The organism is Achromobacter sp. GD03932, assembly GCF_029839485.1.
Taxonomy (GTDB): Bacteria; Pseudomonadota; Gammaproteobacteria; order Burkholderiales; family Burkholderiaceae_B; genus Achromobacter; species Achromobacter bronchisepticus_A.
The window spans coordinates 104,244-129,802 of sequence record NZ_JAOCAT010000020.1 but is presented as its reverse complement, the minus strand read 5'-3'; the positions used below and the strand labels follow the sequence as shown (position 1 = coordinate 129,802).

The window sequence follows — 25,559 nt, the reverse complement described above, 5'->3', positions numbered from 1 at the left end:
GAATCCATTGTGGGCGCGGCCCGCCTGCCGGACCATTCGCCGGTGGCACAGGCCGGGCGCGGCAGAATGACTAGTCACTCCGGCCGCGTCCGCTACGCGCTAGCAAGGCACCGGCGCATTGCGGCGGGCGTAGTACCACCAGGTGATGACCATGCAAGTGGCGTAGAACCCGATGAAGCAATACAGGGCGGCCTGCACGCTGCCGGTCATCTCGAGCGAGGTGCCGAAGCTGCGCGGGATGAAGAAGCCGCCGTATGCGCCGATCGCGCCCGAGAAGCCCAGCACCGCGGCCGATTCCTTGGCGGCGTCCGCCTGGGCCTGCTTCTGAGCGGCGGCACCCTTGCCTTCGGCCGCCTGCGTGCGTTCGCGCAGGAAGATCACGGGAATCATGCGGAAGGTCGAGCCGTTGCCCACGCCGGTCAGCGCGAACAGCACGATGAACATGGCCAGGAAGCCATTGAAATTGCCGGCCTGCCCGGCGACCGGCAGGAACGTCACCACGCCCAGCACCGCCGCGATCATGGCCGCGAAGGTGAACAGCGTGACGCGCGCGCCGCCCAGCTTGTCCGACACCCAGCCGCCAAACGGCCGCGTCAGCGATCCCACCAGCGGGCCCAGGAAGGCATAGGCCATGGGGTCGACCTGCGGGAACAGCGTCTTGGTCAGCATGGCGAAGCCCGCCGAGAAGCCGATGAAGGAGCCGAAGGTACCCACGTACAGCCAGCACATCAGCCAGTTGTGCTTGCGCTTGAAAATGACGGCCTGGTCCGCGAACGAGGCGCGCGCGTCGGCGATGTCGTTCATGCCGAACCACGCCGCGATCGAGGCCAGCGCAATCGGGATCACCCAGATGAAGCCGGCGTTCTGCAGCCACAGATTCTGCTGCGCGCCATTGGCGTTGATGACCTGGGGCTCGCCGCCCGCCACGCCGAACACGCCGATGGAAATCACCACCGGCACCACGAACTGCACCAGGGACACGCCCAGGTTGCCGATGCCGGCATTCAGCCCGGTGGCCAGGCCCTTCTTCTCCTTGGGGAAGAAGAAGCTGATGTTGGCCATGCTGGAGCTGAAGTTGCCGCCCCCCAGGCCGCACAGCAGCGCCAGGATCAGCAGGGTCGGGAACGAGGTGGTCGGGTCGCGCAGGGCGAAGCCCATGCCGAGCGCCGGGATCAGCAGCGAGGCCGTGGAGATGGCCGTCCACTTGCGCCCGCCGAACACCGGCACCAGAAAGGAATAGAAGATGCGCAGGGTCGCGCCCGACAGCGCGGGCAACGCCGTCAGCCAGAACATCTGGTTCTTGGACAGCATGAAGCCGGCGCGGTCCAGGTTGACCACCACCACGCTCCACAGCATCCAGATGCTGAACGCCAGCATCAGCGCCGGAATGGAGATCCAGAGATTGCGGTTGGCGACGCGGGCGCCGGTCTGCTTCCAGAAGCCGGGATTATCCGGCTCCCAGCGCGCAAGGACTTGAGTGGAAGACATAGGGATACTCTCAGGAGGTGGTGGAAGGAGAGACGGCGTGTTGCCGGGCGATGGCCGCGCTTTCCGGCCGGAAACTGAAATGCATGAAGATGAGGGAGACGCAGACGGTGCCGTACAGCAGCATGAAGGCGCTGGAGCGGACGCCCGTCAGGTCGAGCAGAACCCCGAACATGATCGGCAGCACGAAGCCGCCCAGGCCGCCGGCCAGGCCGACGATGCCGGACACGGCGCCGATGTTTTCGCCGAACTCGTCCGAGATGAACTTGAAGACCGAGGCCTTGCCGATGGCCATGGCGATGCCGACCACGAACAGCAACACGGTGAAGGTGACCGGTCCCAGCGCAATGCCGAAGCTGCGCGGGCCGTTGGCCGTTGCGATGGTGAATTCCGTTTGCGGATAGCTCAGCAGGAAGAACGCGACCCAGCACACCCACATCACCCACCAGGTGGTCTTGTAGGCGCCGTAGCGATCGGAGATCCAGCCGCCCACCGCGCGCAGCACGCCGCCGGGCAGGGAGAAGCAGGCCGCCAGCAACGCCGCCAGCTTCATGTCGAAGCCGTATTCGCCGATGTAGTACTTGGTCATCCACAGCGCCAGCGCCACGTAGCCGCCGAACACCACCGAGTAGTACTGGCAATAGCGCCAGACGCGCGGGTCCTTCAGCATGGCCATCTGCGCCGACAGGCTGGCGCCGCTCTTGACGCGGTGCGAGGGGTCGGAAGAAGAGAACAGCCAGAACAGGATGGCGGTGACCAGCAACGCCACGGCATAGACCTGGGGCACGATGACCCAGGCCCCGCCCGCCGCCGCGATCAGCGCGGGGGCCACGAACTTGGTGATGGCCGAGCCCGAGTTGCCGGCGCCGAACACGCCCATCGCCAGGCCCTGCTTGTTGCGCGGGAACCAGCGCGCCACGTAGGGCGTACCCACCGAGAACGAGCCGCCCGTCAGGCCGACAAACAGCGCCAGCACCAGGAACTGCCAGTATTCGGTGGCGTAGGACAGCAGCCAGATCGGCACCACCGCCAGCAGCATCAGGATGAAGAACACCGGCCGCCCGCCGTAGCGGTCGGTCCAGATGCCCAGCGGCACCCGCACCAGCGAACCGGTCAGCACCGGCATGGCGGCCAGCAGGCCGAACTCGGTTTCAGACAGGCCCAGTTGCTGCTTGATGGGAATGCCCAGCACCGCAAAGATCATCCACACCGCGAAACAGATGGTGAAGGCGAATGTGCTTGAAATCAGGACCCGCATCGGCGCGCCGGCGGAAGGTTGACTTGCTGCCATGGTTACTCTCGCTTTACTCACGAAGACATGTGGCTAGCCTAGGCATGGCGGGCCTTGCGGACCATTCGCCAGCCGACCAGAAGCCCCGTGCCGATGTGACTAGTCACCCCTTTCTTGCCGGCCCGGCTTGCGCTGGATCAAGCGGCCGCGCTGGCGGCAAAGCGCCGGACGCATTAATATGCATTTCAAATACACCTTTAAAAGCGAAGCCGAAACGGCGCCGCGACTACTCACATGAGCACGCTGCTTAGCATCGAAGAGCCGGCGGCGGCCCCCCGCCGCGCAAAGCCCCAATGGAGCGCCTTCACGGAAATGGGCTTCCGGCCGCTATACCTGGCCGGCTGCTTCTGGGCGCTGGCGTCCGTGCTGCTGTGGGTGCATGCCCCTGCCCGCTTGACGGGCGTGTTGAACGGCATGTTCTGGCATGCGCACGAAATGCTGTGGGGCTTCGTCGCCACCATCGCGGTCGGCTTCCTGCTGACGGCAGGCGCCAACTGGACCGGCAAGAACCCCTTGCGCGGCACGCCTCTGGCGGTCCTGTGCGCGGTGTGGATCGTGGCGCGCGCGGGCTATCTCGTGCCAGGACGCCCGGCCTTCGTGGTGGCCGCGTCGGCGGATCTGCTGTTCTTCCTGTGGGCCGCGGGCGCGCTGGGCCGAGCCGTCGCCGTCACGCGCAATCAGCGCAATTACGGCATTCCCTTCCTGCTGCTGGGCCTGGCCGCCACCAACGCGCTCTACCTCTGGGCCTCGGTCCAGGGCGACTACTTCGCACTGATGCGCTACTTCAACGCCGGCCTGCTGTGCATGGCGGTGCTGACGCTGCTGATCGCGCGCCGCGTCATCCCCTTCTTCGCCAAACGCGCCGTTGCGGGGCTGGACATCCCGCCGCACACCCGCAGCGGCCACTGGCAGCTGGGCACGGGCATCGTCGCCATCGCCTGCCTGCTTGCCGGCCAGCCGCAGGCCGCCGCGCTGGCATTGGCCGCGACCGGGCTGATCGCCCTGGCGCAATGGGTATCGTGGAAGCCCTGGGCGGTACGCAAGGTGCCGCTGCTATGGATTCTGTACGCGGGGTACGGCGGCCTGGGCATCGGCCTTCTGGTGGGCGCGGCGCAACTGGCCGGCTACGTGCTGCGGCCCGCCTGGCCCGCCCACGTGATCGGCGTGGCCGGATTCTCGGTGCTGATCCTGGGCATGGTCACGCGCACCGCGCTCGGCCACCTGGGCCGGCCGCTGCAGACTGACCGCAGCATGGTGCTGAGCTATGCGCTGATGATCCTGGCGGCCCTGCTGCGCCTGGCCGCCCTGCTCCCGACCGCCGCCGCCATCGGCTTCCTGCACGCCTCGGCCACCGCCTGGGCGCTGGCCTTCGCGCTGTACCTGTGGCGCTTCTTCCCCATGATGATCCGGCCGCGGGCCGATGCGGGCAAGACCGCAGCGCCAGTGATGAAGGTGGTGGCGGTCGGGCGGCGTCCGGCCGCCTGAGCCTCAGCCCCGCCCTTCGCGCCGGCGCGTGGCCGCGAGCTGCTGCTTCATGGCCTTGAGCCAGGCCTTGACCTGCTGCATGTCCACGAACTGCGACAGCTCGAACTCGAGTTCGCCTATGTATTCCTCGGCATCGGCGATCTCCGCGTCCAGGTCTTCCATCAGGTCGGCAGGATCTATGGACTGCGCGGGATCGAAATGGTATTTGGCCTTGAAGCCGTCTTCCGCGGCCGCGATGTCGCCGGCCAACACGGCGAGCTGCGCGTCCAGCGCCTGGTTGTACTGCGCGTAGCGTTCCTCATCGACGCCAGCCAGCCCATCCGGACCGGCAGCGGCCAAGGCGTCGATTTCCGCCAGCGTCTCGGGCGCCGGCGCAGCCCGGCCGGCCGCCGCCTGGGCCGGCGGCGCTTCGACTTCGACCTCGTCCTCGTCCTGTACGTCTTCCGCGCTGGCGTCGTAATCCGAGCCGGCATGCTTGAGATACAAGGCCTTCAGCCTGTCCGTGTCGCACTCGGCCGGCGTGCCGTCCAGCACGATGGCGTCCAGCGTCTCCTGCGCGAGCTGCGCGGCAATTTCGGATGCCAGGGCGCGTTCCGCCTTGGTCAGTTCCTTCTGCTTGCAGGCGTGGTCGAAGCAGGCCACCAGCTTGGCCTTCAATTCGACCTCGACCGTCTCCAGCGGCGCCAGCACGTCCTCGTATTTCTTCTGGTATTCGGGCAGCACGGCCTGCCACCCCCGCAGGCGGGCGCGCTGCTCTTCTAGCGTGCGCGCGAGCGACTCGAATCGCTGGCGTTGCGGCGTTCCGGATGCCGGCAGCGCGGCGGACGTGTTTTCTTGCATGGAGAGAACCTGGGCAGGCGGCGCCTGGAGCGCCTTGAAATGATCGGAGCGCCATTTTAGGTTACCTGTCGGCCGAACCCTCGGCGGCGTTGTCCTTGGCCGTCGTGTCAGCGGGTTCGATGTCCTCGTCGGGCACCTCGTCGCCCTGAGCGCTGTCACTGGCGTCGTCCGGGTTCACCGGCGGCGGCCGGTGGACGGCAGTCCCGGGCGGCGGCACGGACGCCATCGTTATCGGATGCAAGGCCAACTCGAATTGGATCTGGGGCATCGCGGCACCTATCAGGAAATGCGGCGAAATCCGCCGCAGCCCGGTATCAGCAAGCGCCATGCCACCAAGCCAGCGCAAGAGGCATCAGAAGCGCGGATTCTTGCCGAACGGCACTTCCGTGTCCGTCGGTTTCTCGAAAGACGCCGTATCGCCGTTCAGGTCCGCGACGTGGATCTGGGCCAGCCGCGTCGCTTCGTCGATCGCAACCTGGGCCGACGCGAAGCGCTCTTCGACGGCAATACGCTCTTGCGGCGCGCCCACCGCCGGCGGAACCAGTACGTAAGCAATGCTCCAGCTGCCCTGTTGCTCAACCGGACGCTCGAGCTCGAAATCCCATCTGGCGTGTTCCATAGGGCCTCCTGTCGAATCCTGCTTTCATGCTACTGCGGTTTACTGGGTCCTGGGATCGCGGATGCCCTGGTCCTGCTCGCCATGGCTGGCGGCGTCCAGGCCCCGGGCGTCGGCCAGCCCAGTCTCCGCGCCCTCCTCCCAAACCGGCACTTCAGCAAGCCCCGTACCCGAAACGGGTTCAGATCCGATACAGACTGCGGAAGCCGACGTCTTCCGCAGCAGCCCCCTGCGCACCGCCTGGCATAGGCAAACCTCGAGCCCACCCTGCCGCCAAGGCCTGCGCGTCGCGTACGGGGTCGGAGGCCTTGGCGCGTTCATCGCGCATGCGGCAGGTTTCGGGATCGGCGGCGAACAGGCCGCGCGCGTGTACCCTGGCCTGCTCGATCAGCTGCGCGGTCTTGGGAGCGCGTAGCTGCGCAAAGCGCAGCAAGGCCGCCTCCAGCGCATCGTGTCCGCCGTCCAGGCATCGGGCCAGGTGCCAGGCGTCCTCCAGGGCCTGGCACGCGCCCTGCCCCGAGGTAGGCAAGGGCGCGTGCGCGGCATCGCCCACCAGCAGTACGTTGTCCCGGCTCCAGATTTTCAAGGGTTCATGATCATGCACGAAGATCAGATGGACCGCATGCGCCGGCGTTGCGCGGATGATGCGGGCGACAGGCTCAGGCCACCCGCCGAACAAGGTCTCTACCTCCTGGCGCGGGTCCGTGGCAGGCGCCGTCGCGCGCAAGGGCCGCGCCTGCGCCCCCGCCCAATAGACCAGCCCTGGCCGCACCGCCACGGCGCCAAAGCGCTCGCCCGCGCCCCAATAGTCCCGGATGGCGATTTCATCGACCAGCGCGTCATCCGCCTGCGCCACGCCTATCCAGTTCACGAAGCCCTGGTAGACCGGCGCGTTATCGCCCGCGACATAGCGGCGCGCCACCGAATCCATGCGACCGTCGGCGCCGATGAGCAGGTCCGGGCGGATACTCAGCCCGTTTTCGAACCGCGCCACCGCCCGGCCGTCTCCGTCCGGCTCGATCGTCACCGCCCGATGCCCGTACGCCACCGGGATGCCGGCCGCCGCGGCAGCGTCCAGCAGCACCGTCTGCAGATCCCTGCGCAATACCGTATGGGTCGGGTGTCCCATCAAACGGTCCAGCAGCGCGATATCCAGGCCTCCCAGCGGATTGCCTGCCGCGTCCAGCCGGCGCATCGCGGCCGGCCGGCCGCTTACCGCCGCGATGTCCTGCAACAGCCCCAACTCCTTGAGCACAAAGCCCGCATTGGGCCACAACGTCACGCCAGCCCCCATGGCCGCGGGCTGCGACCTGCGTTCGTACACGCGCGGCCTGTGGCCCTGCTGGCGCAACGCCAACGCCACGCTCAAGCCCGCAATGCCGCCGCCCAGTATTCCGATTTCCACGCTTTTGCTCTCCTTCAATGCCCGCCTCGACGCGCCGCTGGCGGCGCTACATCGGGCGATGGGGGCATCTTAGAGTCCGCCACTTTTGATAACTAGCATGCCAAAATGGGCCTATTAATTACCTCAATCGGGATAATCATGCGCAACGCCCTCGACCTGAACACCGTCCGCGTCTATGCGGCGGTCGTCGACGAACAGAGCTTCGCCGGCGCGGCCCGCCTGCTGGTGCTACCGTCATCCAATGTCAGCCGTCACGTCGCGTCGCTGGAACGCCGGCTGGGCGTGCGCCTGCTGGAGCGCAGCACCCGCCATCTGCGCATGACGGAAGCCGGCAGGCTGTTATACGAACGCGCCAAGCCCTTGCTCGACGCCTTGCTCGCCACCGAAGAAGAGCTGGGCGCGGTGCAACGCGAGCTGCGCGGGTCCCTGAAAATGTGCATGCCGGGCGAAGCGCCCAGATTGTTGGCCCCCATCCTTGCCGAGTTCTGCAGCCTGCACCCCGGCGTGGAACTCGAATGCGATACGCGCATGAGCGGGCTGGAGTCACTGCGGGACGAAGACGTGGACCTGGCCATCGTCTTCCATCGCGGCCGGCAGGACGACAGCGCCTTCATCACGCGTGAACTGGCCACCCTGCCCAGCATCGTGGTCGCGGCGCCCAGCCTGCTTGCGCAGACCGGAACGCCTCGCCACGTGCGGGAACTCAAGTCCCTGCCCTGCATCACCACCCTGAGCGCGCTGAAAGGCCAGCCCTGGCAATTCGTCGACGCCGCCGGCGAGATCGTCAAGGTGCCGGTCCGCAGCCGCTACCGCGTCAACAGCGGCGAACTGGCGGGCGCGGGCGCGCGCCAAGGCATAGGCTTCGCGATACTGACGGCCTTTGGCTGCCAGGAAGACCTTGCCGCGGGCCGCCTGGTGGAGGTGCCGCTGGATTTGCGGCCGGCGCCGCTGCAACTGCTGGGGGCATACAGCCATCGCCATTCGGTGACTGCGCGGGTGCGGGCGCTGCTGGAGTTGATGCAGCTGCGGTTGGGCAACGCGGGACGACCGGCAACCGCGGAATCCTGACGATGCCGCGCCACGCGCGCTAGCCGTCGCTAGGCGCCAGGTCGGGCGCCACGCGGGCCGGATCGACCTTTTCTCCCATCCGGAATGCGCGCCAGTCGGCGCCGGCGCCTGACAGCCAATGCCGTACGTAGCACAGGCTCAAGGCGGTGGACAGCACGTCGCCCTGAAATCGCAGATCAGGCTGCAACCGCAGCCAATTGAAGTCCTCGATGGTCCGGATCCTGCTTGCCAGCACTTTGACGCCCTTTCTGGACGCGTGCCCGAGCAAGCTGAAGAACTGCTCCTGCAACGCATCGACCTGGCTGATGCCCGCGGGAATATCCACGCGCAGGCCCACCGCGCGCAGGACGCCGAATGGCGTGGGCGCGCCGGCCCGGCTACAGGGAAGAAGGCGGACGCGCAGCGTGGCCTTGAAATCACCGTAGCGCCGGAAGAACTCGGCGCCTTCGGCGACGCGACTGCTCAACGGGATATTGAACACAACGCGCACGCTCGGGTAAATCGGCTGCGGCCTTTCCCGGAGCAGGGGCCCATCCGGCAGCAAGTTGCTACCCACCTCCGCTATGCGCAGATCGAGGCAAAGCTGTTCGGCCAGGCCTCTCCCCGCGTGCACGTTGAGCGGATGGTCCATGGTCAACGGCGCCAGGCTGCCGCTCTCCTGGAGAATGCGGCACGCGGCCCGCAACGCGGATGCCGCGGCTGCGTGCGATGCGCCCGTGGGCTGGCGGCTCATCCAATCCCCCGCCAGCGCCATTTCGCAGACGGCGCCGCTTGCGTCCAGAATGGGCTGAATCTTCAGCGAACTGCCCGGGCATGGCGTGGCTTCGGTCCTATCGTTGACGTTCATGCGTGTTTTCTGTGATTCCGCCGGCGCGGGAACGGCGCTCAGCCTGCTGGCGCCAGAGTACGGACCGCCGCAAGGCGCTCCCATCATAAGATTCTGATTCTCCAAGTCCTGGAAGCGCCCCCCGTTCGGATGCGCCAGAGCGAGTCTGAAGGACGGCGGCCAGCATTTTCAAAATCTTTTGATGTTCCGTGCCGCCCCCCGTTTCTACGATGGGCTCATGCCCGTCCAGGAATCCCAACCCCTCTCGCATGACAATGTCGAGGTCCCCCTCAGAGGGCCGACACTATTGCTGCATCTGTTCGCCCTCGCGCTCTTGGCGTGCATTGGGGCCGCGGCGGCCCTCTCCCTCTATTGGGCCTTCAGCGACACCGTTTCGGCCTATCGCCGCCAGATGAATGCCGCGGCCTACACCGCGCAGCTCTTTTTCGACCAACGGGAGATCCTGCTGCGCTCCCTGTCCTCTTCCGCGGTGCGCAACACGGACCGCGCGCCGGTCTCCCAGACACCGCGCTTCTTCGGCAATACGCGGCAGATCGAGGTGTTTCCGCTGCAGGAAGAGCAGGACGCCTACGACTGGGCCCTGATCCTCACTCCCCGCGACCTGAACGACGTAGGTCTTGCCCATACCCAGTTGCTGTACAGCTCGGTGCGCACGGGCCAGACCTCCCTGCTGGTGCCGCTGCCTGGACATGAACAGAACGAGATGGACCCGGCCAAGCAGCGCTGGATTGCGCGCGCGCTGGCGGCAGCCGATCCCAGCCTGGACCCCGCCGGCCGCCATCCGATCGTCTGGCTCAGGCCGCCGATGGATCAGACAAACCGGTTGTACCTGTACACGCCCATGGATTCCACCGCACCGGACTCGGGGTGGATCGGCCTGGAAGTGGTGGATATCGATGCCGCCATCGATCTGTCGCCCCTGATCGGCGGCAGCTACGCCTTGTACGACCAGGACGGCGCACCCGTGCTGCACAGTCCGGCCGCCTCGTTCCTGGCCATGTCCAGCCCGCGCGACGCGCAAGCGGACTCCTTCGGCTGGTGGGGACCCGGGCTGCTGCCCGAGTATGTGGTGCTGAACAAATCCGTCGGTGCGGCGGGCTGGCGGCTGGTCTACCACACGCCAATCAGCCGCATTCTCGGCAACACAGCTTTTGCGGTCCAGGCGACACTGGCCGCCGCGGTCCTGCTGCTAGCGGCAGTGGTCCTTGGCGCGAGGCATATCAAGAAAACACTGATCGCGCCGGCCATCCAGCAATACGAAGCCTTGGCCGACAGCGTGTCGCTCACCCGCAAGCTCGTCGAGGTGGCGCCGGTGGGCCTGTGCCTGCTGCGGCGCGCCGACCGCAAGCTCATCCTGTCCAATGAACTGGCCCGCCAATGGCTGCTCAGCGATGCCGGCCTGCTGTGCAGCGCGGCCACCTCCGCCGGCCTCAATTCGACGCGCGAGTACGCCTTGCAGGACGGCCGCAACGTCCACATCACGTTTGCCGGCATCACCTATCGCGGCCAGGAGGTGGTGTTGTGCGGCATCAACGACATCACACCCTTCAAGCAGGTAGAGCGCTCGATCATGCGGGCCAAGCTCGATGCCGACGCCGCGAACCACGCCAAGACCGTGTTCCTGACGACCATGAGCCACGAAATCCGGACGCCTTTGTTCGGCATCCTGGGCACGCTGGAAATGCTCGGCCTGACGGCGGTCGACAACCAACAGCGCCAATACCTGGAAACCATGCAGCAGTCCTCATCGACGCTGCTGCGCACCATCAATGACACGCTGGACCTGTCCCGCATCGAAGCCGGCTACCTGGAGCTGGAGTCAGAGGCTTACTCTCCGGCGGAGCTGCTGGACGCCGTGGTCAGCGGCTATGCCGCGCGCGCCGAAAGCAAGGGACTGCACCTCTATGCGGTGGCCGACGTGCAAGCGCCTGCGTCGGTGCTGGGCGATCTTACCCGCACGCGGCAGATACTCAACAACCTGGTCAGTAACGCCATCAAATTCACGGATTCGGGCCAAATCGTGTTGCGCCTGCGGGTCTTGCGCAGCGGCACGGAGACCGCGACGCTGAGGTTCCAGGTGGCGGACACGGGTGTCGGGATTCCGCCGGAACACCACACCCAGTTGTTCGAACCCTACTATCGCGCCGAATCGGGCCAGTCCGGCGCTGTTCCCGGCACCGGACTGGGACTGGCGATCTGCGCGCGCCTGTCGGAGATGATGGGCGGATCGCTCCAAGCTGTCAGCGAGCCCGGCCTCGGCACCAGCATATCGTTGGACCTGACGCTGCCATTGGCCGGCGGCGTCCGCGATGACACGAGGGTCCGCCTGGACGCCACGCCGGTCTTCGTGCGCGGCGCCGTGAACGAAGTCGTCAACAACCTGTGCCACTGGCTGCGCCATTGGGGCGCCCTGGCCCTGCCTTACCACGCCGAAGACCACAACCAGGCGGAAGCCGGCGTGTTGGTGGATGCCTGGCCGCGGGTCCCGAACCCGTCGCACTGGTCAGGCGCCCGGGTAATTGCATGCCCTCCCGGCACGCTACCCCGCCAGGACCAGGCGCGCAGCAGCTGGATGGCCAACGCCTACAGCCTGGCCGATATCGCCGCCGCGGTGCGCCAGGCGCAGGATGGCGCGGCGGCCAAGGAATCCCTCGAAACCAAGGCCGTGCGCGAGGTTCTGGACATGCGCCTGCTGGTAGTCGAGGACAACCTGGTCAGCCAGCATATCTTGCGGGAGCAGCTGGAACATCTGGGCTGCACCGTGGTTCTGGCCGCCAACGGCCGCGAAGCCTTGGCCCGTCCGGACGTGACCGCTTTTGACGCCATCCTGACCGATCTCCAGATGCCCCAGATGGACGGTCATGAACTGACTCTGGCCCTCCGAAGCCAGGGCTATACCCGTCCCGTCGTCGGTATCACGGCCAACGCATTCACCGAAGACCTGCGGCGCAGCGCCGCCGTCGGCATGACCAAGGTCCTGCTCAAGCCCTTGCCCATAGACGCATTGCGCCAAACCCTCGTTGCCCTTAAGGAAGCCTCATGATGAAGCAGCTCGCCGACTACAGGATTCTGGTCGTGGAAGACCACCCCCTCCAATGCGTCCACATGACGACGCTGCTGGAAGCCGCCGGATTCGCCCCCGCGGACGTCGCTGCATCCGCCGAAACCGCGCTGGAGATGATCGGCGTAGCGCCCTATCACCTCGTGCTGATCGACCTGAACATGCCGGGCATGGATGGCGTTCAGTTCATCGACCGGCTCGCCACGCTGCACCACAATCCCATGCTGGCCATCGTGTCTGCGTGTCCGCGCCGCATCATGAACAGCGTGGCGTTGATGGCAAAGGAAAAAGGCCTGGCGGTGCTGGGCACGTTTGCGAAACCGCTGACGGCGGATCACGCCCGGCAGTTGACCAGCCAACTGCGGCAAAGTCGAACCGAAGCGCGCGCCCCGGCCTCGCTGGCCAATACCGATGTCTTGTTCGACCGCGGGACCCTAGAACACGCCTTGCGGCAGGGGCAGCTGCGGGCCTGGTTCCAGCCCAAGAAAGCGCTGGCCAGCGGCCGCATCGTCAGTGCCGAAGCGCTGGTCCGGTGGCAGCACCCCGAATTCGGATTCATGCTGCCAGGATCGTTCCTGTCCGCGGTGAGGCGCCACTCGCTGGACCGCGCGCTGCTCCTGCGGATGCTGGGAGACGCCTTGGAAGCCTACACGCGTTGGCGGCGGGAGGGATACCGGATGCCCGTATCCGTGAACCTGCCGACCCAGCTGCTGGACGACCCGGACCTGCCCGACGAACTCGAGCGCATCGTGCTGGCCGCGGACGTGGCGCCGCAGGAAATCTCATTTGAATTGCTGGAAGACGAGACAACCACGGTCCAAGGCCAATACTATATGGGCGCAAGCAGATTGCGGCTGAAAGGATTCGGCTTGGCACAAGACGATTTCGGCATAGGATATAGCTCCATGTACAGCTTGATTTGCACTCCGTTCACCGAGCTGAAGATCGACCGGGCGTTTGTCAGCGGCGCCGCCGGCGACGAAGGCCGCGCCGCCGCGCTCGTGTCTTCGGTTCAGTTGGGACGGCAGCTGGGGCTCCAGATCACGGCCGAGGGCGTTGAAACCGGCAAGGACCTTGAGTTTCTCCGGCGCATCGGCTGCGACTGCGCACAGGGCTTTCTGATTTCCGCCGCGGTCGACGCCGATGCCTTCAGTAATCTGCTGGCCCTGGAGCGCCAGGCGATGAACCCATCCTAACGTTGAGGAAGCCGTTCATGCCCTTGCAGGACACGCCATTCGGCAGGATTACGCGCACCTCGCGCTGGTTGAACCTGGCCTTGTTCGGCATATTGCCCCTGGTGCTGGTGCTGGGCAGCGCGCTTTTCTGGGGCCTGCAGCGCATCATCGAACAAGAGCGCGAACGCCTGAACCTGGATTTCACCATACTCATCGGCTATGTCCATGCCCAGGAACAGTTCCTGAACAAGCTGCGCTCGCATAGCCCATCGCTGCCTGCCGAAAACACTTCCACCACGATTTCCCTGCATGCAACGAGCGTCCGCGAACGCTTCGGCATGCAGCTCCTCGATGGGCAGCACAGCAGCGCCGAAATGGCGTTCTCCCTGGCATGCGGGGACCCGTCAGACTGTCCCACGGCCGGCCGGCGGCTGGCGGGCCTGGGCGGCTATCTGGCGAATTTCTACTCCACCTACTGGGCGTCGTCCTATTTCCCCGCGTCCACCAGTTTCCTGGTCAACCAGAACGACAGCATCAGTCTCAGCGTCCCGGCGGTCGACGCGCCGTCCGGCTACGAGATGCTGACCCCGCGCCACTTCCTGGCGGCCACGGACGCCATACGCGCGGAACTACGCCAACTGGATGCGGTCCAGCAACGTCTGATCGATCAGGATCAGCCCGGCTTGCCGGGGCCGGCCAGCGCGGGCCGCATTCATTGGTTCCGTACGGCAGAGCTGCCGGGCAGCATGTTGGGAATGATCTACGCCAACGTCCCGCCATCGGCATGGAGCGGCAGACCGGGGACAACGCCCGCGATCTATGCCGCCACGCTGCTCAGCCACCACCGCATCAGCATCTTTGAAAAAGCGATGAGCCGGCCCCTGTACGGCGGATTCTGGCTGTCGCACCGCGAAGCCGGCATACTGCTGGGCGACGGCGACCGTCCAAGGGTGAGCGAGAACGGGCTGCACTATACGGCCGACGGGCTAGTGCTGCGCACCACCGACTCGACCGGCGTCTGGACCGGCGTGTATCGGGTCGACTATCCCGTTTTCTTCCAGGACAATCTCTGGCTGCCGATCACCGCCGCCTTGCTCCTGCTCTTGAGCCTGGGCGGCGGCTTTGCCTTCGTGCGCTGGTTCAACCGCAGCGTGATCGCGCCCGCGCAGAATGCCCAGCACAAAATCGTCGAACGAGAAGAATTCAGTCGCACGCTGATCGAGACCGCGCCCGTTGCGCTCTGCCTGCTGGCGCGTCCCACGGGCGACATCGTGTTCGGCAACGGCCTGGCGCTGCAATGGCTGGGCGTCGAAGCCGGCCAGCCGCTGGAAAACACGCCGGAGGCCAATCTGCTGCTACGCCAGGTGCTGGCGGCGACCGCGCCGGGAACCATCGCCAATTTCCATGCCGCCGACGGCCGCCCGCTGTATGTCGCCTATGCACCGACGCGCTATAACAACCGGGATGTCGTGCTGTGCGCCTTTTCCGACATCAGCGCCCGGGCGTCGATAGAACGCGCGCTTGCACAGGCCAAGCGGGAAGCGGATAAGGCCAGCGAAGCCAAGTCCACGTTCCTGGCGACCATGAGCCACGAAATCCGCACGCCGCTCTATGGCGTGCTGGGGACATTGGAACTGATGGGGTTGACGCAGCTGGACCGCGAACAACGCCAGCATCTGGAGCGCATGCAAAGCTCGTCGGCGATCCTGCTCCAGCTCATCAGCGACATCCTGGACATCACCAAGATCGAAGCCGGCCAGCTTGTGCTGGAGTCCACGGAGTTCAACCCTCGTGAACTGGTGCAGAGCTGCACCAGCTCCTATGCGGCGATGGCCGAGCAAAAGGGCCTGCTGCTGTTCTGTTGCGTGGACATCGACGTGCCGCCCTGGGTGACGGGCGACGCCGCCCGAATCCGGCAGATACTGGGCAACCTGCTGAGCAACGCCATCAAATTCAGCGAATCCGGGCATGTGATCGCACGCCTGAAGGTTGCAAGCGCCGCGGCCGACCAAACGACCCTCACGCTCCAGGTCGTCGACACGGGCATCGGCATCGGCAAGGACGAACAGACCCAACTCTTCGTGCCCTTCTACCAGATCGATGGCGCATCGCATACGGTGCGAGGCACGGGGATCGGCCTGCCCATCTGCGCGCGCCTGGCCAAGCTGATGGGCAGCGAGATACGGGTGACCAGCGAACTGGGGCTGGGCAGCAGCTTTTCGCTGGAGTTACCGCTGCGGACCGTGCCCGGCCGGCCGCTCGATACGCCCGATCTGCGCGGCGCTCGCGTCCTGGTGCGCAGCCCCAATCGCGAGCTGACCGACAACGTTTGCCTGTGGCTGAATCTCTGGGGCGCGCAGGCCGCCCCCGCTCCGGCCCCCCTGCCCTTGGGCGCGCCCGACGAGGTGCTGCTGGACGTGCTGTTCAGCGGACCCGACCTGGATGCCCTGGACTGGGCCGGCCACCACGTGCTGGCGGCCGCTGGCGTCAAGGCGCCCTCCGCCCGCACCATCCGGGTCATACCCGGCGTGGATCAGATCGCCGCCGGCGTCCTGGGCGCCTTGCGGGGCCAGCTGACACCGCCGCCTGGCGCTGCGGAAGCGATCATGTTCGCGCCTTTGGGGCTGCGGGTCCTGGTCGCCGAAGACAACCCGATCAATCAGGCGACGTTGCAGAATCAGCTGCAACAGCTGGGCTGTACCGCGACAGTGGCCCCGAATGGCGCCGAGGCGTTGACGCTTTGGGGACTGGGAACCTACGACGTGCTGCTGACCGACGTCAACATGCCCCGCATGAACGGCTACGACCTGGCTCGCGAACTGCGCGCCCAAGGCGTCAAGGTCCCTATCATCGGCGTCACGGCAAACGCGATGCGCGAAGAGGAAGAGCGCTGCCTGGATGCAGGCATGACGTCATGGCTCGTCAAGCCTATCGAGTTGCGCACGCTGCGCCGCCATCTGCAGCACCGCAACGCCGGCGCTTCGGGCATCGCGACGGCCATGACCCGCTTGCTTCCCGCGGCAGCCAGCACGCCGCCCCCGGCGTCCATCAAGTTCCGCGCGCTTTTCATCACTACGATGCAGGACGATCTGGAGCAGCTGGAACAGACACTGGCGGCCGGCGACCTGCACCTGCTGCAAAAGACGCTGCACCGCATCCGGGGCGCGGTCGGCGTCGTGCACATGACAGCGCTGACCCGCAGGCTGGAGGCGCTGGAAGCAGCGCTGCACAACGAAGGACTGAACGCGGTGACGATCAGCGAAGCCCAAGCCCTGGCCGGCGCGCTGCGACGCATGCTGGCGGAAATCTAAACCCGTTTTCGTCGTGTCCCGGCAGGAACTTGGATTAAAATGAACACACTCGGAAGCCTGGATGGCTTCGGAAGCCGCGCCATTCGATAGCCCATTCATGAGCAAGCCTTTGTCTGCACAGGATGTACGTATCATCGTCGCCGATGATCATCCGATCATCTCGCTTGCCGTGGCCGAATCTCTCAACGGGGTTCCGGGCTTCAGCGTCGTGGCGACTGCCCGCTCCGGACTGGAACTCCTTGCGGCGGCCCAAAACCACCCCTGCAACTTGATCGTGACCGACTTCACGATGCAGTCCGACGCAGCGGACGAGGACGGCCTGCGCCTCATCGAGCGCCTGCAGCGCCAATTTCCGCAGATCCCGATCGTGGTCTTCACGATGCTGACCAATAGCGGCATTCTCAGCCAATTGCGGCAACTGGGCGTGGCGGGCATCGTCGGCAAAGACGAACCCATCGACAAGCTGGTGGCGGTATGCGTACGCGCCATGACCGGAGCAGAGACGATCCTGTCGGCCGGCGTCGACAAGCGGCTCAGCCAGAATGATGTGACGATGGGAGGCGCTGGCCGCACCAGGAGCCTGTCGCCCAAGGAGCTCGAAGTGGTGCGCCTGTTCGCGCTGGGGCTGTCGGTGACGGAGATCGCGCGCCGGCTGAACCGGTCCGTCGCAACCATCGGCACGCAAAAGCAGTCGGCCATGCGCAAGCTCAACATCGACAGCAACGCCGAACTGCTGCGCTACGCCGACGAACAAGGATTCGCCTGAGCGCTGTCCCGCCCGTCCACGCGTAACGCCCGACTGCGCTCACCGCGCAACCGGGCGTTGCTTGACGCTGACCGGCCCTTACCAGCGATAGGTCACGTTCAACATCCCGCCTATCCCGCGCTGGTCGCCGCTGCCGGCCAGGCCAGACACCTGGCCCGCCAGATAAAGGGACTTGCCTATCCTGCCCTCGGCGCCCATCTTCAACTCAGCCGCGTCGCGCAACGGCTTGACGCTGAAGCGCCCGTCACCGATCGCGACCTGCGGGGTGCCTGTATTGTGCAGCCAATTGGCCTCCAGGAACGGACGCATCGTCGCCCCAGCCTCGGACTTGCCCAGAGGATAAACGCGCGCGCCGACACGCGTGGTCACTGAATTCGCGCTGCCGCTCTCCAGCTTCATGCCCGGCAGCGTGGCGTCTTCGGCGTCGTACCGGGCGTAGGCCACTTGAACCTGAGGCTCGACCACCACGGCGGCCAGGGCCGAACCGGGCGCGAACGGCCGCACCGCATAGCCTGCTTCGACCGAAGCCATCCAGGCATGGGCGTGATAGCGCGCCGATCCCAGTTCGCTGCTGATCTGGTTCGAGTAGCGGGCGTACTGCAGCGTGGAGTCCGCATAGGCGCCCAGGCGGGTGACGTCATTGGCGTAGGCCGTGGCATACACGCCGACGGAGTAGCCCGTAACCTTGCCCCGCGCTCGCGCGTTCACGGAGGAGTTCGAGCCAGGCAGCATGAGCCGCGACGTGGAGTTCGCCCGCGCATCGCCGTAACCCGCCATCACGCCGGCAAACATGACGCCGTCCTGACCCGCGCGGGCGTGCAGCACATCGCCGCCCAACTGCATGACGTAGCTGTCCGTGTCGACGTCGACCTTGCCCTGTGTCATGCGCAGGCCGCTGTCGTGGCTACCTTTCACGCGCGCCCAGAGCGTATTGCCGGCTTTATCCGTCGCATCATTAGCCGACGGGATCCGACCCACCGCGCGGTCATGCAGGCTGTGCATGAACATCCGCGTCGCCGCCAACTGGTTGCCCAGGTACGCACCGCTTTCCGGCGAGACGTTGACGTAGCCCTCGCCGCCGGGCGGGGTGATCTCGGGCGGCGCCACCGGCCCGCCGGGCTCCGTGACCGGCGGTTCCGGCTTTTCCGGGTCGACCTCGCCGCCTGGATCCGTGACCGGCGGTTCCGGCTTTTCCGGGTCGACCTCGCCGCCTGGATCCGTGATCGGCGGCTCCGGCGTTTCCGGGTCGACCTCGCCGCCCGGCGTATAGACGGAAGTCAGGTACCAGTCTGACGCCACGCCATTGGCGCCGCCGCGCACCAGGCTGTAGTCATAGCCATTGATCGCGATGGTTCCCGCGCTAGCGCGGTAGCCCGTCGACCCGGCGTCCAGGCGAAACGCGTCCGCCGTGGTGGTGCCTCCATTGATCGTTTCCACCAGCCGGATGCCTTGCGTGGTCTGCCCGCCCGCGCCGCCCGCGTTGACAATACGCATGGCCGTGGTGCCGGAGGTGGAACCGCCGTCGATCACCAGTTTGTCGGTCAGGGAACTGTCATCGCCCAGTCTGGTGTTCATGACCAGCGTGCCGCCGCCGGCGTAGTCGTTGACGGTCACCGTCTTGAAGCCCGCGTGCGCGTCGGGTGCGACGAATCTCACCGTGCCCGCGTTGTTCAGGACGCCGAAGGAAGAATCGCCCCGAACGTTCCAGGCGCTGGTGGCGTCCACGCCCAGACTATTGATGCGGCCCCCGCGTGAGATGAGCGCGCCGGTCAACACGCTGGCATTCTTGAGCGAGACATCCACGACGCCACTGTCGGCCAGGATGTCACCGACCAGGGTGGAGCCAGCGGCGTCCAGGTTGACCTGCCCCGCTTCGATGGTCGTGGTAGTGCCGCCGCTGGTGACATCGATCGCCCGCGCGTGCAGAAGCAAGCCGCCGTCCTCGACACCGCCACGGCGCGCCGTGACTTGCGCGTCGCGCAGCGTGAAATCATGGTTGCCGCCAGTGACCAGCAACGCCGTGGCGTCCTGCGTGTCGACGCGGCTTCCGTTCGTGAGGAATAGCGTATTGGTGATGTCATCGCCCGTCACGTAGCTCCAGATCCCGAATGCGTCGACGCCTTGGGTACTCAGCTGCGTGCTGTCCAGCATCACGATGGTCCGGTTGCTCATGGCGAGGCCCGTGGCGTCGACGCCGCTAGTGCGCACGACGGTTCCTGTCGCGCTGACCTTCGAGTTGGTTCCGCTGGAAAACAGTCCGTGCGCCACGACGCCTTCGGTTTCGATGGTGGAGTCCGTCAACGAAATGCTGGCGCCGGATACCCGCGCCAGCGCGCCAACCGAACCCGCGCCGCTGGTCTGGATCCGCGTGCCGTAGGTTTCTATGGTGGCCTGGGTTCCCCCTTCGCGCGACGCATATAGCCCATGCGCATTGTTGCCACGCGTGATGATGGAACCCCCGCGCAGGATCGCGCGGCCCCGCCGGTTGTCGATACCGAGCGACTGGGAGTCGATATGCAAGCCGACGGCGTCGAGTTCGCTATCGACGCCGATGAGCCAGATCCCCGCTCCCCACGAACGCGTGGCCGAGATTGAGACGTCGCGCAGCTTGGCCGAAGCGCCGTCCGCGTTGAGATTGATGCCGTATCCGTTGGAACTCGACAGCGTCGCATCGCTGACTTCCACGGCGCCGCCCGGGACGCCGTAAACGCTGTTCGCCATGATCGCGTCGCCATAGGCGGTCACCGAGCCGCCCGCCATCACGAGCCTCCCGCTTTCCGCGTCGATGCCCCTGCCGGAGACAGCCGTGAGGTGCGTGTCCTTGAGCGACAGCGTCGACGTGGCGCCTCTCGCGGCCATCGCGGCGATCGTATTGCCACGAACGCTGGCATTGACGCCTGTCAGTTCGACCCGACCGCCGTTATCGACATAAACGGCGGCGCTGTTATTGGCGGCCGTGGTGATATCGAGGGACTCCGCCGTGATGAGGGAGTTTGCGCCTTCCGCGCGCAATCCGGTGCTGCCGTTGTTTGCCAGGGAGACGCTGCCGCCTTTCAGGGTGACTTTTCCGCCCGACTGCGCGTAAGCCCCATGGGAATACAAGCCCGCGGTGCTGATTTCGGTATTGACGGCCGATATCGAACTGCCTGCGCCCGTCGCATGCAGGCCATATGCGTAATACCCGGTGCCCACGGTCTGCACGCTGCCGTTGGACAGTTCCGCCGCCCCGCCCTGGCTGGCCTTGACGCCCGGGGTGTTCTGGCCGCCTGCTCCGCCCGCGCTGATACGGATGCCGTCTCCGATCACCTTGTTGCCCGCGATAGAGACAGTGATGGCTGCTCCGGCGCCAGCATGGGTGACCGTAGCCCCGGACTCCAAGGTCATCTGCGTGCCGCCCGTTGGATCCGATACATCCACCTGGCCGAGTTCCGCCGCAACGCCGACGAACGGGTAGGCGGGAAGCGTGGCGGCCAGTATGCCGATCATGATGGGGGTGAGATGCTGGTTCATGGTGGATTCCTTGGCCCCTGCCAAGGTCCGCTGACGAACATCGCAAATCACCCGCGATAGTGCATTGCCTATCGATCAATATGCCTGCGACCTGGACAAGGAGAGAATGAAGAAGAGGCCTCATTCTCTAGAGTCAAGGCTCCAGCAAGAATCATAAGATTATTAAAACCCCATCCCCCCGGCCGGCAACCTCTCTCTACGTGCTCAACCACGCCAACAGCGCCCCAGCCGCCACGCACGCCAGTGCCAGCGCCGACCAGGCCCGCCCTGCGCTACGGGCGCCAAATACGCCCACCGCGATCGCGGCATATGCGACAAAACTCAATAGCGTTCCAGTCAGTACGCCCACAGCCGGCGACGCGCCGGCCACGGCCGGTAGAATCAGCGCCAACGCCGACATCGCCAGGGCCGACACCAGATAGCCGCCCGCGGCGGCCGCCAGCACGCGGCCGCCGGTCCGCCATCGCTGTGCCGCGGTTCCGTCGCCGGCGGGCCGCGCTTTCCGCGGCTGCGCTGCAGCGGCCGTTGGCTCACCCCCCCAATGCCGCCGCAGCGCGCAAGCCATGTATGCCAGCGCCAGGCCGAAGACGAGCACGGTGAGTTCCACCGCCGCGAGCAACCCCTCCCCGCTCACGGCATACGCCTGCAAATGCCGCCCGGTCGTCGCCCAGTTCAACACCGGCAAACCCACGCATAGCACGGCCGCTGCTGCCAGCTGCTCGATCCACGCTTGTCGGGGCTGGCGCCACAACGCATGGGCCAATGAGGCGGTCCACACCGCGAAAAAGAACTGGATCTCTGCGGCGCTGCGCTGGGGCCAGGACGCCGGAATCAACCTGTTGCCGTAAAAGTAGGCGATGCTTGCCAGCGCAATGCCTGCCAGCGCGGCGACGTTGAAGGCCTCGACCCAACGGTAAACCAGAGCCGTGGCCCCGCCGAACTCATGCTCGCTCTTCCTGCGCCGCTTGATGGAGAACAACAGCGTACCGATGGCGATCATGGCAGTGCCCATCAGACCGCTGAAGAAGTACAGCCACTTGATGGTCCATCCGCCGAAATCCGCCTTGTGCAGGGCTTCGATCGTCTCGTGGACCTGCCTGGCTTCAAACCCGTCGTGCTGAGCGGGCACGACCTGCAATACCGCTGCGCTTGCCGCATCGAACGCGACGCGGCTGGCATCGGTGAGCAGCTGCGGGGCCGCGCTGGCCAAGGGCTTGCGGCCGGACACCAGGACCATGCTGCGGGCGTCGCCCGGACGGTCTATCGTGATGCGCGCAGCATCCTGCCCGGTCAGCTCGCGCGCGCGCGATAGCAAGGGATACAGATCCGGCACCCCGCCCAAACCCGGCCCTGCGAGGCCAGGCGCAGGCAGCGCAGGCGCAAGTTGGGCCTGGTAACGGCGATAGGCGCCGGCATCCCCGCCATACACCGCATGCAGCGGCCACGGCATGTAGCTGGTGTAGAAGAACGCCAGTCCCGTGTACCCGATCATGAACAGGAACGGCAGCGTCAGCACCGCCGTGGCGTTATGGGCATCCAGCCAGCTGCGCAGACCCTTGCCCGGGCGAAAAGTGAAGAAATCCTTGAAGATGCGCTTGTGCACCACCACGCCCGAGACCAGCGCGACCAGCATGCACATGGATATCCAACCCACCAGCCAGTAGCCCGGCAAGCCGCCGTGCAAGGTGTAGTGAAAGGACATGAAATGCCGGCCGCCCTCGGTCTCGCGTATCTGGGGCGGCGGCTGCACCGCGCCAGTCCGGGAGTCCAGCCAGACCTCGTGGCGCGCGCCATCGTCCGTGCGCCAGGACAGCTGCACGGGCCAGCCGGGTCTGGCCGGCAGGGCGATATCCCAGGCGGAAGCAGCCGCGGCGCGGGACGACAACTCCTGCGTTGCCCGCGGCAGCCACTGCTTGGCATCCGCAGCAGCATCAGAGGCGGAGCTGGCCGGCGGCCCCGCTTCCATCCAGCGCGTGATGGGTTCCCGGAACACGCTGAGCGTGCCGGTCAGGAAGATCGCGCACAGCAGCCAGCCGCAAGTCAGGCCGCACCAGGTGTGCAGCCAGGACATGCTTTGACGGAATCCCCCTTTCACAATCGGGTCCGCAGGCCGCAGCGATCACCGACCGACAACCGGCCGGTCACAACGTGCCCCGCAAGGTCAGCATCACGTTGCGGGGCTCGCCGTAATGGTTGCCGCGCCGGATCTGGCTGACCATGCCGTAGTAGTCCTTGTCGAACACGTTCGCCACGTTCAGGCTGGCGGACCAGTGCTTGTTGATGCGATAGCCCGCGCGCAAGTCCCACACCGCGCGGCCGGGCGCGCCCATCCGCACCGACATGTCGTCGTAGGCCTTGTACGAGTAGCCGCTTTGCGCCGACACGCCGCCGCCGACGCTGAAGGCATTCCAACGGCCCGGCAACTGGTAGGTGGTGGACAGGCGGAACAGATGGCGCGGCGTTTCCGCGCTGATCGTTTCGCCTTCGTCGTCGCGGCTGGTGACGTAGGTGTAGCCGGCCATCACCTGCCAGCCCGGCGACAATTCCCCACTGGCTTCCAGTTCAAAGCCCTTGCTGCGCAGGGTGCCGCCGTTGCGATAGCAATTGGGCGAGGCCAGCGAACCCGGGCAGTTGCCAGGGGCAGACATGTCCTCCACGGCGATGCCGGACTTCTTCACCGCGAATACCGCGGCGGATACGTTCAGGCGTCCGTCGTAGAGTTCGCCCTTCACCCCCGCCTCATAATTGGCGCCGATGGACGGGTCCAGCGGCTTGCCCGAAGACGTTACGTAGGTGCTCTGCGGCTGGTAGGTGTCGGCGTAGCTGGTGTAGACCGACCATTGCTGGTCCAGGTCGTAGACCAGTCCGGCATAGGGCGTGAATTCATGCTTCTGCTCATAGTCCCGGGTTCTCGCGCCCGTCAGCCCGTCGTCGGACCGGTACTTCAGCCAGCTGAACTTGCCGCCCAGCAGCAAATGCAGTGGCTCCGCCAGTTGCAGGCGCATGCTGCCGTACAGGCTGGTCTGCTCCAACTGCGAGGTCTCCTTGCTGTCCCACGCTGGACGCGCCGGCTCAGGGATGGAGGAATGGTCCGGGTGGTACACGTTGATGGGCGAGTCGCTGTCCAGATTCGCCGACTTCTGATTGACGCGCTGGCGCGACCAGCTGGTGCCAAGCAGAATCTGGTGCGTGCCGCCCAGCGCCTGGAAACTGCCCGTCGTGTTCAGATCGATGCCATCGCTCTTTACCCGCGCATTGTTGAAGTAGATGGTGTAGAAGCTCGAACCGACGCCAGTCGCCCGATCCACGCCGCCGATCGGAATGGCCACGCGCTGGTCCAGGTCCACCTCGGTGTGGTTGAGAGACAGGCGCAGCTTCCAGTCCTTGTCGAACCGGTGCTCGGCTTCGGCGAACACTTCGTTCACCTGGCCCTTCTGCCGGTTCCAGTCCTGGATCAGCGAGGTCGAGCGTGAAACGTCCAGCGCACCGCCATCGGTATAGCGCGGCAGGCCGAACAGCCAATAGCCGTCCGTGTCGGTGGCCTGGTGGCGCGCCCCGAACGTCAACGTGGTGTCGCGCCCGAGATCGGCGTCGATCACGCCGTAGACCAGGGGCGACTTCGACTTCGTGCCATCGTAGAAGTAATGGCGGTCCTGATAAGCGGTCACCAGGCGGCCGCGCACCGTGCCGGACTCGTTGAGCGGGCCGCCGCCATCAAGTTCCATGCGGTAGTTGTTCCAGGATCCGACCGTGGTGGAGCCCTCGAAATGGCCTTCGCCGCGCGGGCGCTTGCGCACCATGTTGATCGCGCCGCTGGGGTCCGCCGAGCCCAGCATCAAGCCGGCCGCGCCGCGCAGCACTTCGACCCGGTCGAATACCGCGGTGTCGATGGGCAGCCAGCCTACCGGGGCATAGACCACCCCGGCCACGCCATCGACCAGATAGTTGTTGTCGTCGACTGTGAAGCCGCGTATCGAGAACTTGTGGTTGCCGAAGTTTCTTGCCGTCTTCGTCACGCCGGTGGTCTGCGCCAGCGCCTCGTCCAGGGTGGTCAGGTTCTTGTCGTCCAGCAACTGGCGCGTGAGCACGCTGACCGACTGCGGCGTTTCCCTGACCGACTGCGTCATCTTGCTGATCGTGATGGCGTCGCTCGTGTACGAGCCGGTTCCTTCGGTGGTCGGATTGCCCACGCCGCTGCCGCTGACCGTCACCGACTGCAGCGTCACCGCATCGCCCGACGATTGCCCAATGGCCGTCAAGGTGTACACGTTCGGTCTGGCGCTGTTCACGCGCACATTGGCGCCGGCCAGCAACTGATCCAGCGCCTCCCGCGGCGTAAGGCGGCCATTGACCGCTGGCGCGCGCTTGCCCGCCACCACGGCCTCATCGAACAGCACCTGATGCCGGGACTGTTCCGAAAACAGCCTCAAGGCATGTTCCAGCGGTTGAGCCGGAATGCTGAAATCCACCTGCGCCTGCTGCTGCGCGTGCACCGCAGCGGGCGACGCCAGGGCGGCCAGCGCGCACGCCACCATCACCGGCATGGCCCTGAGTTGCATGCCCGCCGTCAACGCGCCGCCAGCCAGCGCGTCCTTCAACAATCCCCGTCCCATTCCCGCTCCATCGTTGTTGGCCGCTACCGGCCTTGCGGGAGTAAACGGATTGCGGCACGGGATTGGGAACCCGCATACCGCCTGCA

Annotated in this window: 16 protein-coding genes; 6 read left to right on the top strand and 10 right to left on the bottom strand. The window is 66.0% G+C overall.

Annotated elements, in window-relative coordinates; all coding sequences use genetic code 11:
- Positions 1-99: 99 nt before the first annotated feature.
- Together N5C88_RS19370 and N5C88_RS19365 are read right to left on the bottom strand one after the other, a co-directional pair.
- The gene (locus tag N5C88_RS19370) at positions 100-1,488 is read right to left on the bottom strand and encodes a NarK family nitrate/nitrite MFS transporter (protein ID WP_059379681.1); all 1,389 of its coding nucleotides are present in this window, start codon (positions 1,486-1,488) and stop codon (positions 100-102) included.
- A 10-nt stretch (positions 1,489-1,498) separates the two neighbouring features.
- A complete protein-coding gene (locus N5C88_RS19365) occupies positions 1,499-2,776 on the bottom strand; it encodes a nitrate/nitrite transporter (RefSeq protein WP_059379680.1) in 1,278 nt (425 codons plus the stop codon).
- Positions 2,777-3,010: 234 nt separating this feature from the next.
- Here N5C88_RS19365 and N5C88_RS19360 point away from each other — a divergent pair, with 234 nt between their 5' ends.
- A complete protein-coding gene (locus N5C88_RS19360) occupies positions 3,011-4,261 on the top strand; it encodes an NnrS family protein (protein WP_280016029.1) in 1,251 nt (416 codons plus the stop codon).
- 3 nt (positions 4,262-4,264) lie between these two features.
- Here N5C88_RS19360 and N5C88_RS19355 read toward each other — a convergent pair whose 3' ends face one another.
- From N5C88_RS19355 to N5C88_RS19340, 4 genes are all read right to left on the bottom strand, one after another.
- On the bottom strand, positions 4,265-5,101 hold the full coding sequence (locus tag N5C88_RS19355) for a hypothetical protein (protein WP_280016028.1): 837 nt from the start codon (positions 5,099-5,101) through the stop codon (positions 4,265-4,267).
- 61 nt (positions 5,102-5,162) lie between these two features.
- A complete protein-coding gene (locus N5C88_RS19350; protein ID WP_251880335.1) occupies positions 5,163-5,369 on the bottom strand; it encodes a hypothetical protein in 207 nt (68 codons plus the stop codon).
- 84 nt (positions 5,370-5,453) lie between these two features.
- Positions 5,454-5,720: a hypothetical protein gene (locus N5C88_RS19345; protein WP_280016027.1), complete on the bottom strand. Its 267-nt coding sequence runs from the start codon at positions 5,718-5,720 to the stop codon at positions 5,454-5,456.
- Between the two features lie 178 nt (positions 5,721-5,898).
- Complete coding sequence (locus N5C88_RS19340) at positions 5,899-7,122, bottom strand: FAD-dependent monooxygenase (protein WP_280016026.1); 1,224 nt, start codon at positions 7,120-7,122, stop codon at positions 5,899-5,901.
- A 138-nt stretch (positions 7,123-7,260) separates the two neighbouring features.
- On the opposite strand from N5C88_RS19340, the gene N5C88_RS19335 reads away from it, so the two are divergent.
- Complete coding sequence (locus N5C88_RS19335; protein ID WP_280016025.1) at positions 7,261-8,190, top strand: LysR family transcriptional regulator; 930 nt, start codon at positions 7,261-7,263, stop codon at positions 8,188-8,190.
- A gap of 19 nt (positions 8,191-8,209) precedes the next feature.
- On the opposite strand, the gene N5C88_RS19330 is transcribed toward N5C88_RS19335, so the two are convergent.
- Positions 8,210-9,037 carry a hypothetical protein gene (locus N5C88_RS19330; RefSeq protein ID WP_280016024.1) on the bottom strand — a complete coding sequence of 276 codons (828 nt, stop codon included), beginning with the start codon at positions 9,035-9,037 and terminating at the stop codon, positions 8,210-8,212.
- A gap of 217 nt (positions 9,038-9,254) precedes the next feature.
- Between N5C88_RS19330 and N5C88_RS19325 the strand changes: the two genes are divergently transcribed.
- The 4 genes from N5C88_RS19325 to N5C88_RS19310 all read left to right on the top strand — a co-directional run bounded on the left by N5C88_RS19325 (position 9,255) and on the right by N5C88_RS19310 (position 17,350).
- On the top strand, positions 9,255-12,080 hold the full coding sequence (locus tag N5C88_RS19325) for an ATP-binding protein (RefSeq protein WP_280016023.1): 2,826 nt from the start codon (positions 9,255-9,257) through the stop codon (positions 12,078-12,080).
- The gene (locus N5C88_RS19320; protein ID WP_280016034.1) at positions 12,080-13,294 is read left to right on the top strand and encodes an EAL domain-containing response regulator; all 1,215 of its coding nucleotides are present in this window, start codon (positions 12,080-12,082) and stop codon (positions 13,292-13,294) included. The genes N5C88_RS19325 and N5C88_RS19320 overlap by 1 nt, the downstream gene beginning before the upstream one ends.
- A gap of 17 nt (positions 13,295-13,311) precedes the next feature.
- Complete coding sequence (locus N5C88_RS19315; RefSeq protein WP_280016022.1) at positions 13,312-16,584, top strand: hybrid sensor histidine kinase/response regulator; 3,273 nt, start codon at positions 13,312-13,314, stop codon at positions 16,582-16,584.
- Between the two features lie 97 nt (positions 16,585-16,681).
- Positions 16,682-17,350, top strand: coding sequence for a response regulator transcription factor (locus N5C88_RS19310; RefSeq protein ID WP_118932018.1), 669 nt, complete (start codon positions 16,682-16,684; stop codon positions 17,348-17,350).
- 78 nt (positions 17,351-17,428) lie between these two features.
- On the opposite strand, the gene N5C88_RS19305 is transcribed toward N5C88_RS19310, so the two are convergent.
- From N5C88_RS19305 to N5C88_RS19295, 3 genes are all read right to left on the bottom strand, one after another.
- Positions 17,429-20,860 carry an autotransporter outer membrane beta-barrel domain-containing protein gene (locus N5C88_RS19305; protein ID WP_280016021.1) on the bottom strand — a complete coding sequence of 1,144 codons (3,432 nt, stop codon included), beginning with the start codon at positions 20,858-20,860 and terminating at the stop codon, positions 17,429-17,431.
- 196 nt (positions 20,861-21,056) lie between these two features.
- Complete coding sequence (locus tag N5C88_RS19300) at positions 21,057-22,931, bottom strand: PepSY-associated TM helix domain-containing protein (protein ID WP_280016020.1); 1,875 nt, start codon at positions 22,929-22,931, stop codon at positions 21,057-21,059.
- A 70-nt stretch (positions 22,932-23,001) separates the two neighbouring features.
- Entirely contained in the window at positions 23,002-25,473 is a 2,472-nt protein-coding gene (locus N5C88_RS19295) for a TonB-dependent receptor (RefSeq protein WP_280016019.1), read from the bottom strand.
- Positions 25,474-25,559: the final 86 nt, after the last annotated feature.

What these genes read in the sequence shown, in the direction of transcription:
- N5C88_RS19370 (WP_059379681.1), bottom strand. Translation starts at nt 1,488, where the DNA reads ATGTCTTCCACTCAAGTCCTTGCGCGCTGGGAGCCGGATAATCCCGGC.
- N5C88_RS19365 (WP_059379680.1), bottom strand. Translation starts at nt 2,776, where the DNA reads ATGGCAGCAAGTCAACCTTCCGCCGGCGCGCCGATGCGGGTCCTGATT.
- N5C88_RS19360 (WP_280016029.1), top strand. Translation starts at nt 3,011, where the DNA reads ATGAGCACGCTGCTTAGCATCGAAGAGCCGGCGGCGGCCCCCCGCCGC.
- N5C88_RS19355 (WP_280016028.1), bottom strand. Translation starts at nt 5,101, where the DNA reads ATGCAAGAAAACACGTCCGCCGCGCTGCCGGCATCCGGAACGCCGCAA.
- N5C88_RS19350 (WP_251880335.1), bottom strand. Translation starts at nt 5,369, where the DNA reads ATGCCCCAGATCCAATTCGAGTTGGCCTTGCATCCGATAACGATGGCG.
- N5C88_RS19345 (WP_280016027.1), bottom strand. Translation starts at nt 5,720, where the DNA reads ATGGAACACGCCAGATGGGATTTCGAGCTCGAGCGTCCGGTTGAGCAA.
- N5C88_RS19335 (WP_280016025.1), top strand. Translation starts at nt 7,261, where the DNA reads ATGCGCAACGCCCTCGACCTGAACACCGTCCGCGTCTATGCGGCGGTC.
- N5C88_RS19330 (WP_280016024.1), bottom strand. Translation starts at nt 9,037, where the DNA reads ATGAACGTCAACGATAGGACCGAAGCCACGCCATGCCCGGGCAGTTCG.
- N5C88_RS19325 (WP_280016023.1), top strand. Translation starts at nt 9,255, where the DNA reads ATGCCCGTCCAGGAATCCCAACCCCTCTCGCATGACAATGTCGAGGTC.
- N5C88_RS19320 (WP_280016034.1), top strand. Translation starts at nt 12,080, where the DNA reads ATGAAGCAGCTCGCCGACTACAGGATTCTGGTCGTGGAAGACCACCCC.
- N5C88_RS19315 (WP_280016022.1), top strand. Translation starts at nt 13,312, where the DNA reads ATGCCCTTGCAGGACACGCCATTCGGCAGGATTACGCGCACCTCGCGC.
- N5C88_RS19310 (WP_118932018.1), top strand. Translation starts at nt 16,682, where the DNA reads ATGAGCAAGCCTTTGTCTGCACAGGATGTACGTATCATCGTCGCCGAT.
- N5C88_RS19305 (WP_280016021.1), bottom strand. Translation starts at nt 20,860, where the DNA reads ATGAACCAGCATCTCACCCCCATCATGATCGGCATACTGGCCGCCACG.
- N5C88_RS19300 (WP_280016020.1), bottom strand. Translation starts at nt 22,931, where the DNA reads ATGTCCTGGCTGCACACCTGGTGCGGCCTGACTTGCGGCTGGCTGCTG.
- N5C88_RS19295 (WP_280016019.1), bottom strand. Translation starts at nt 25,473, where the DNA reads ATGGGACGGGGATTGTTGAAGGACGCGCTGGCTGGCGGCGCGTTGACG.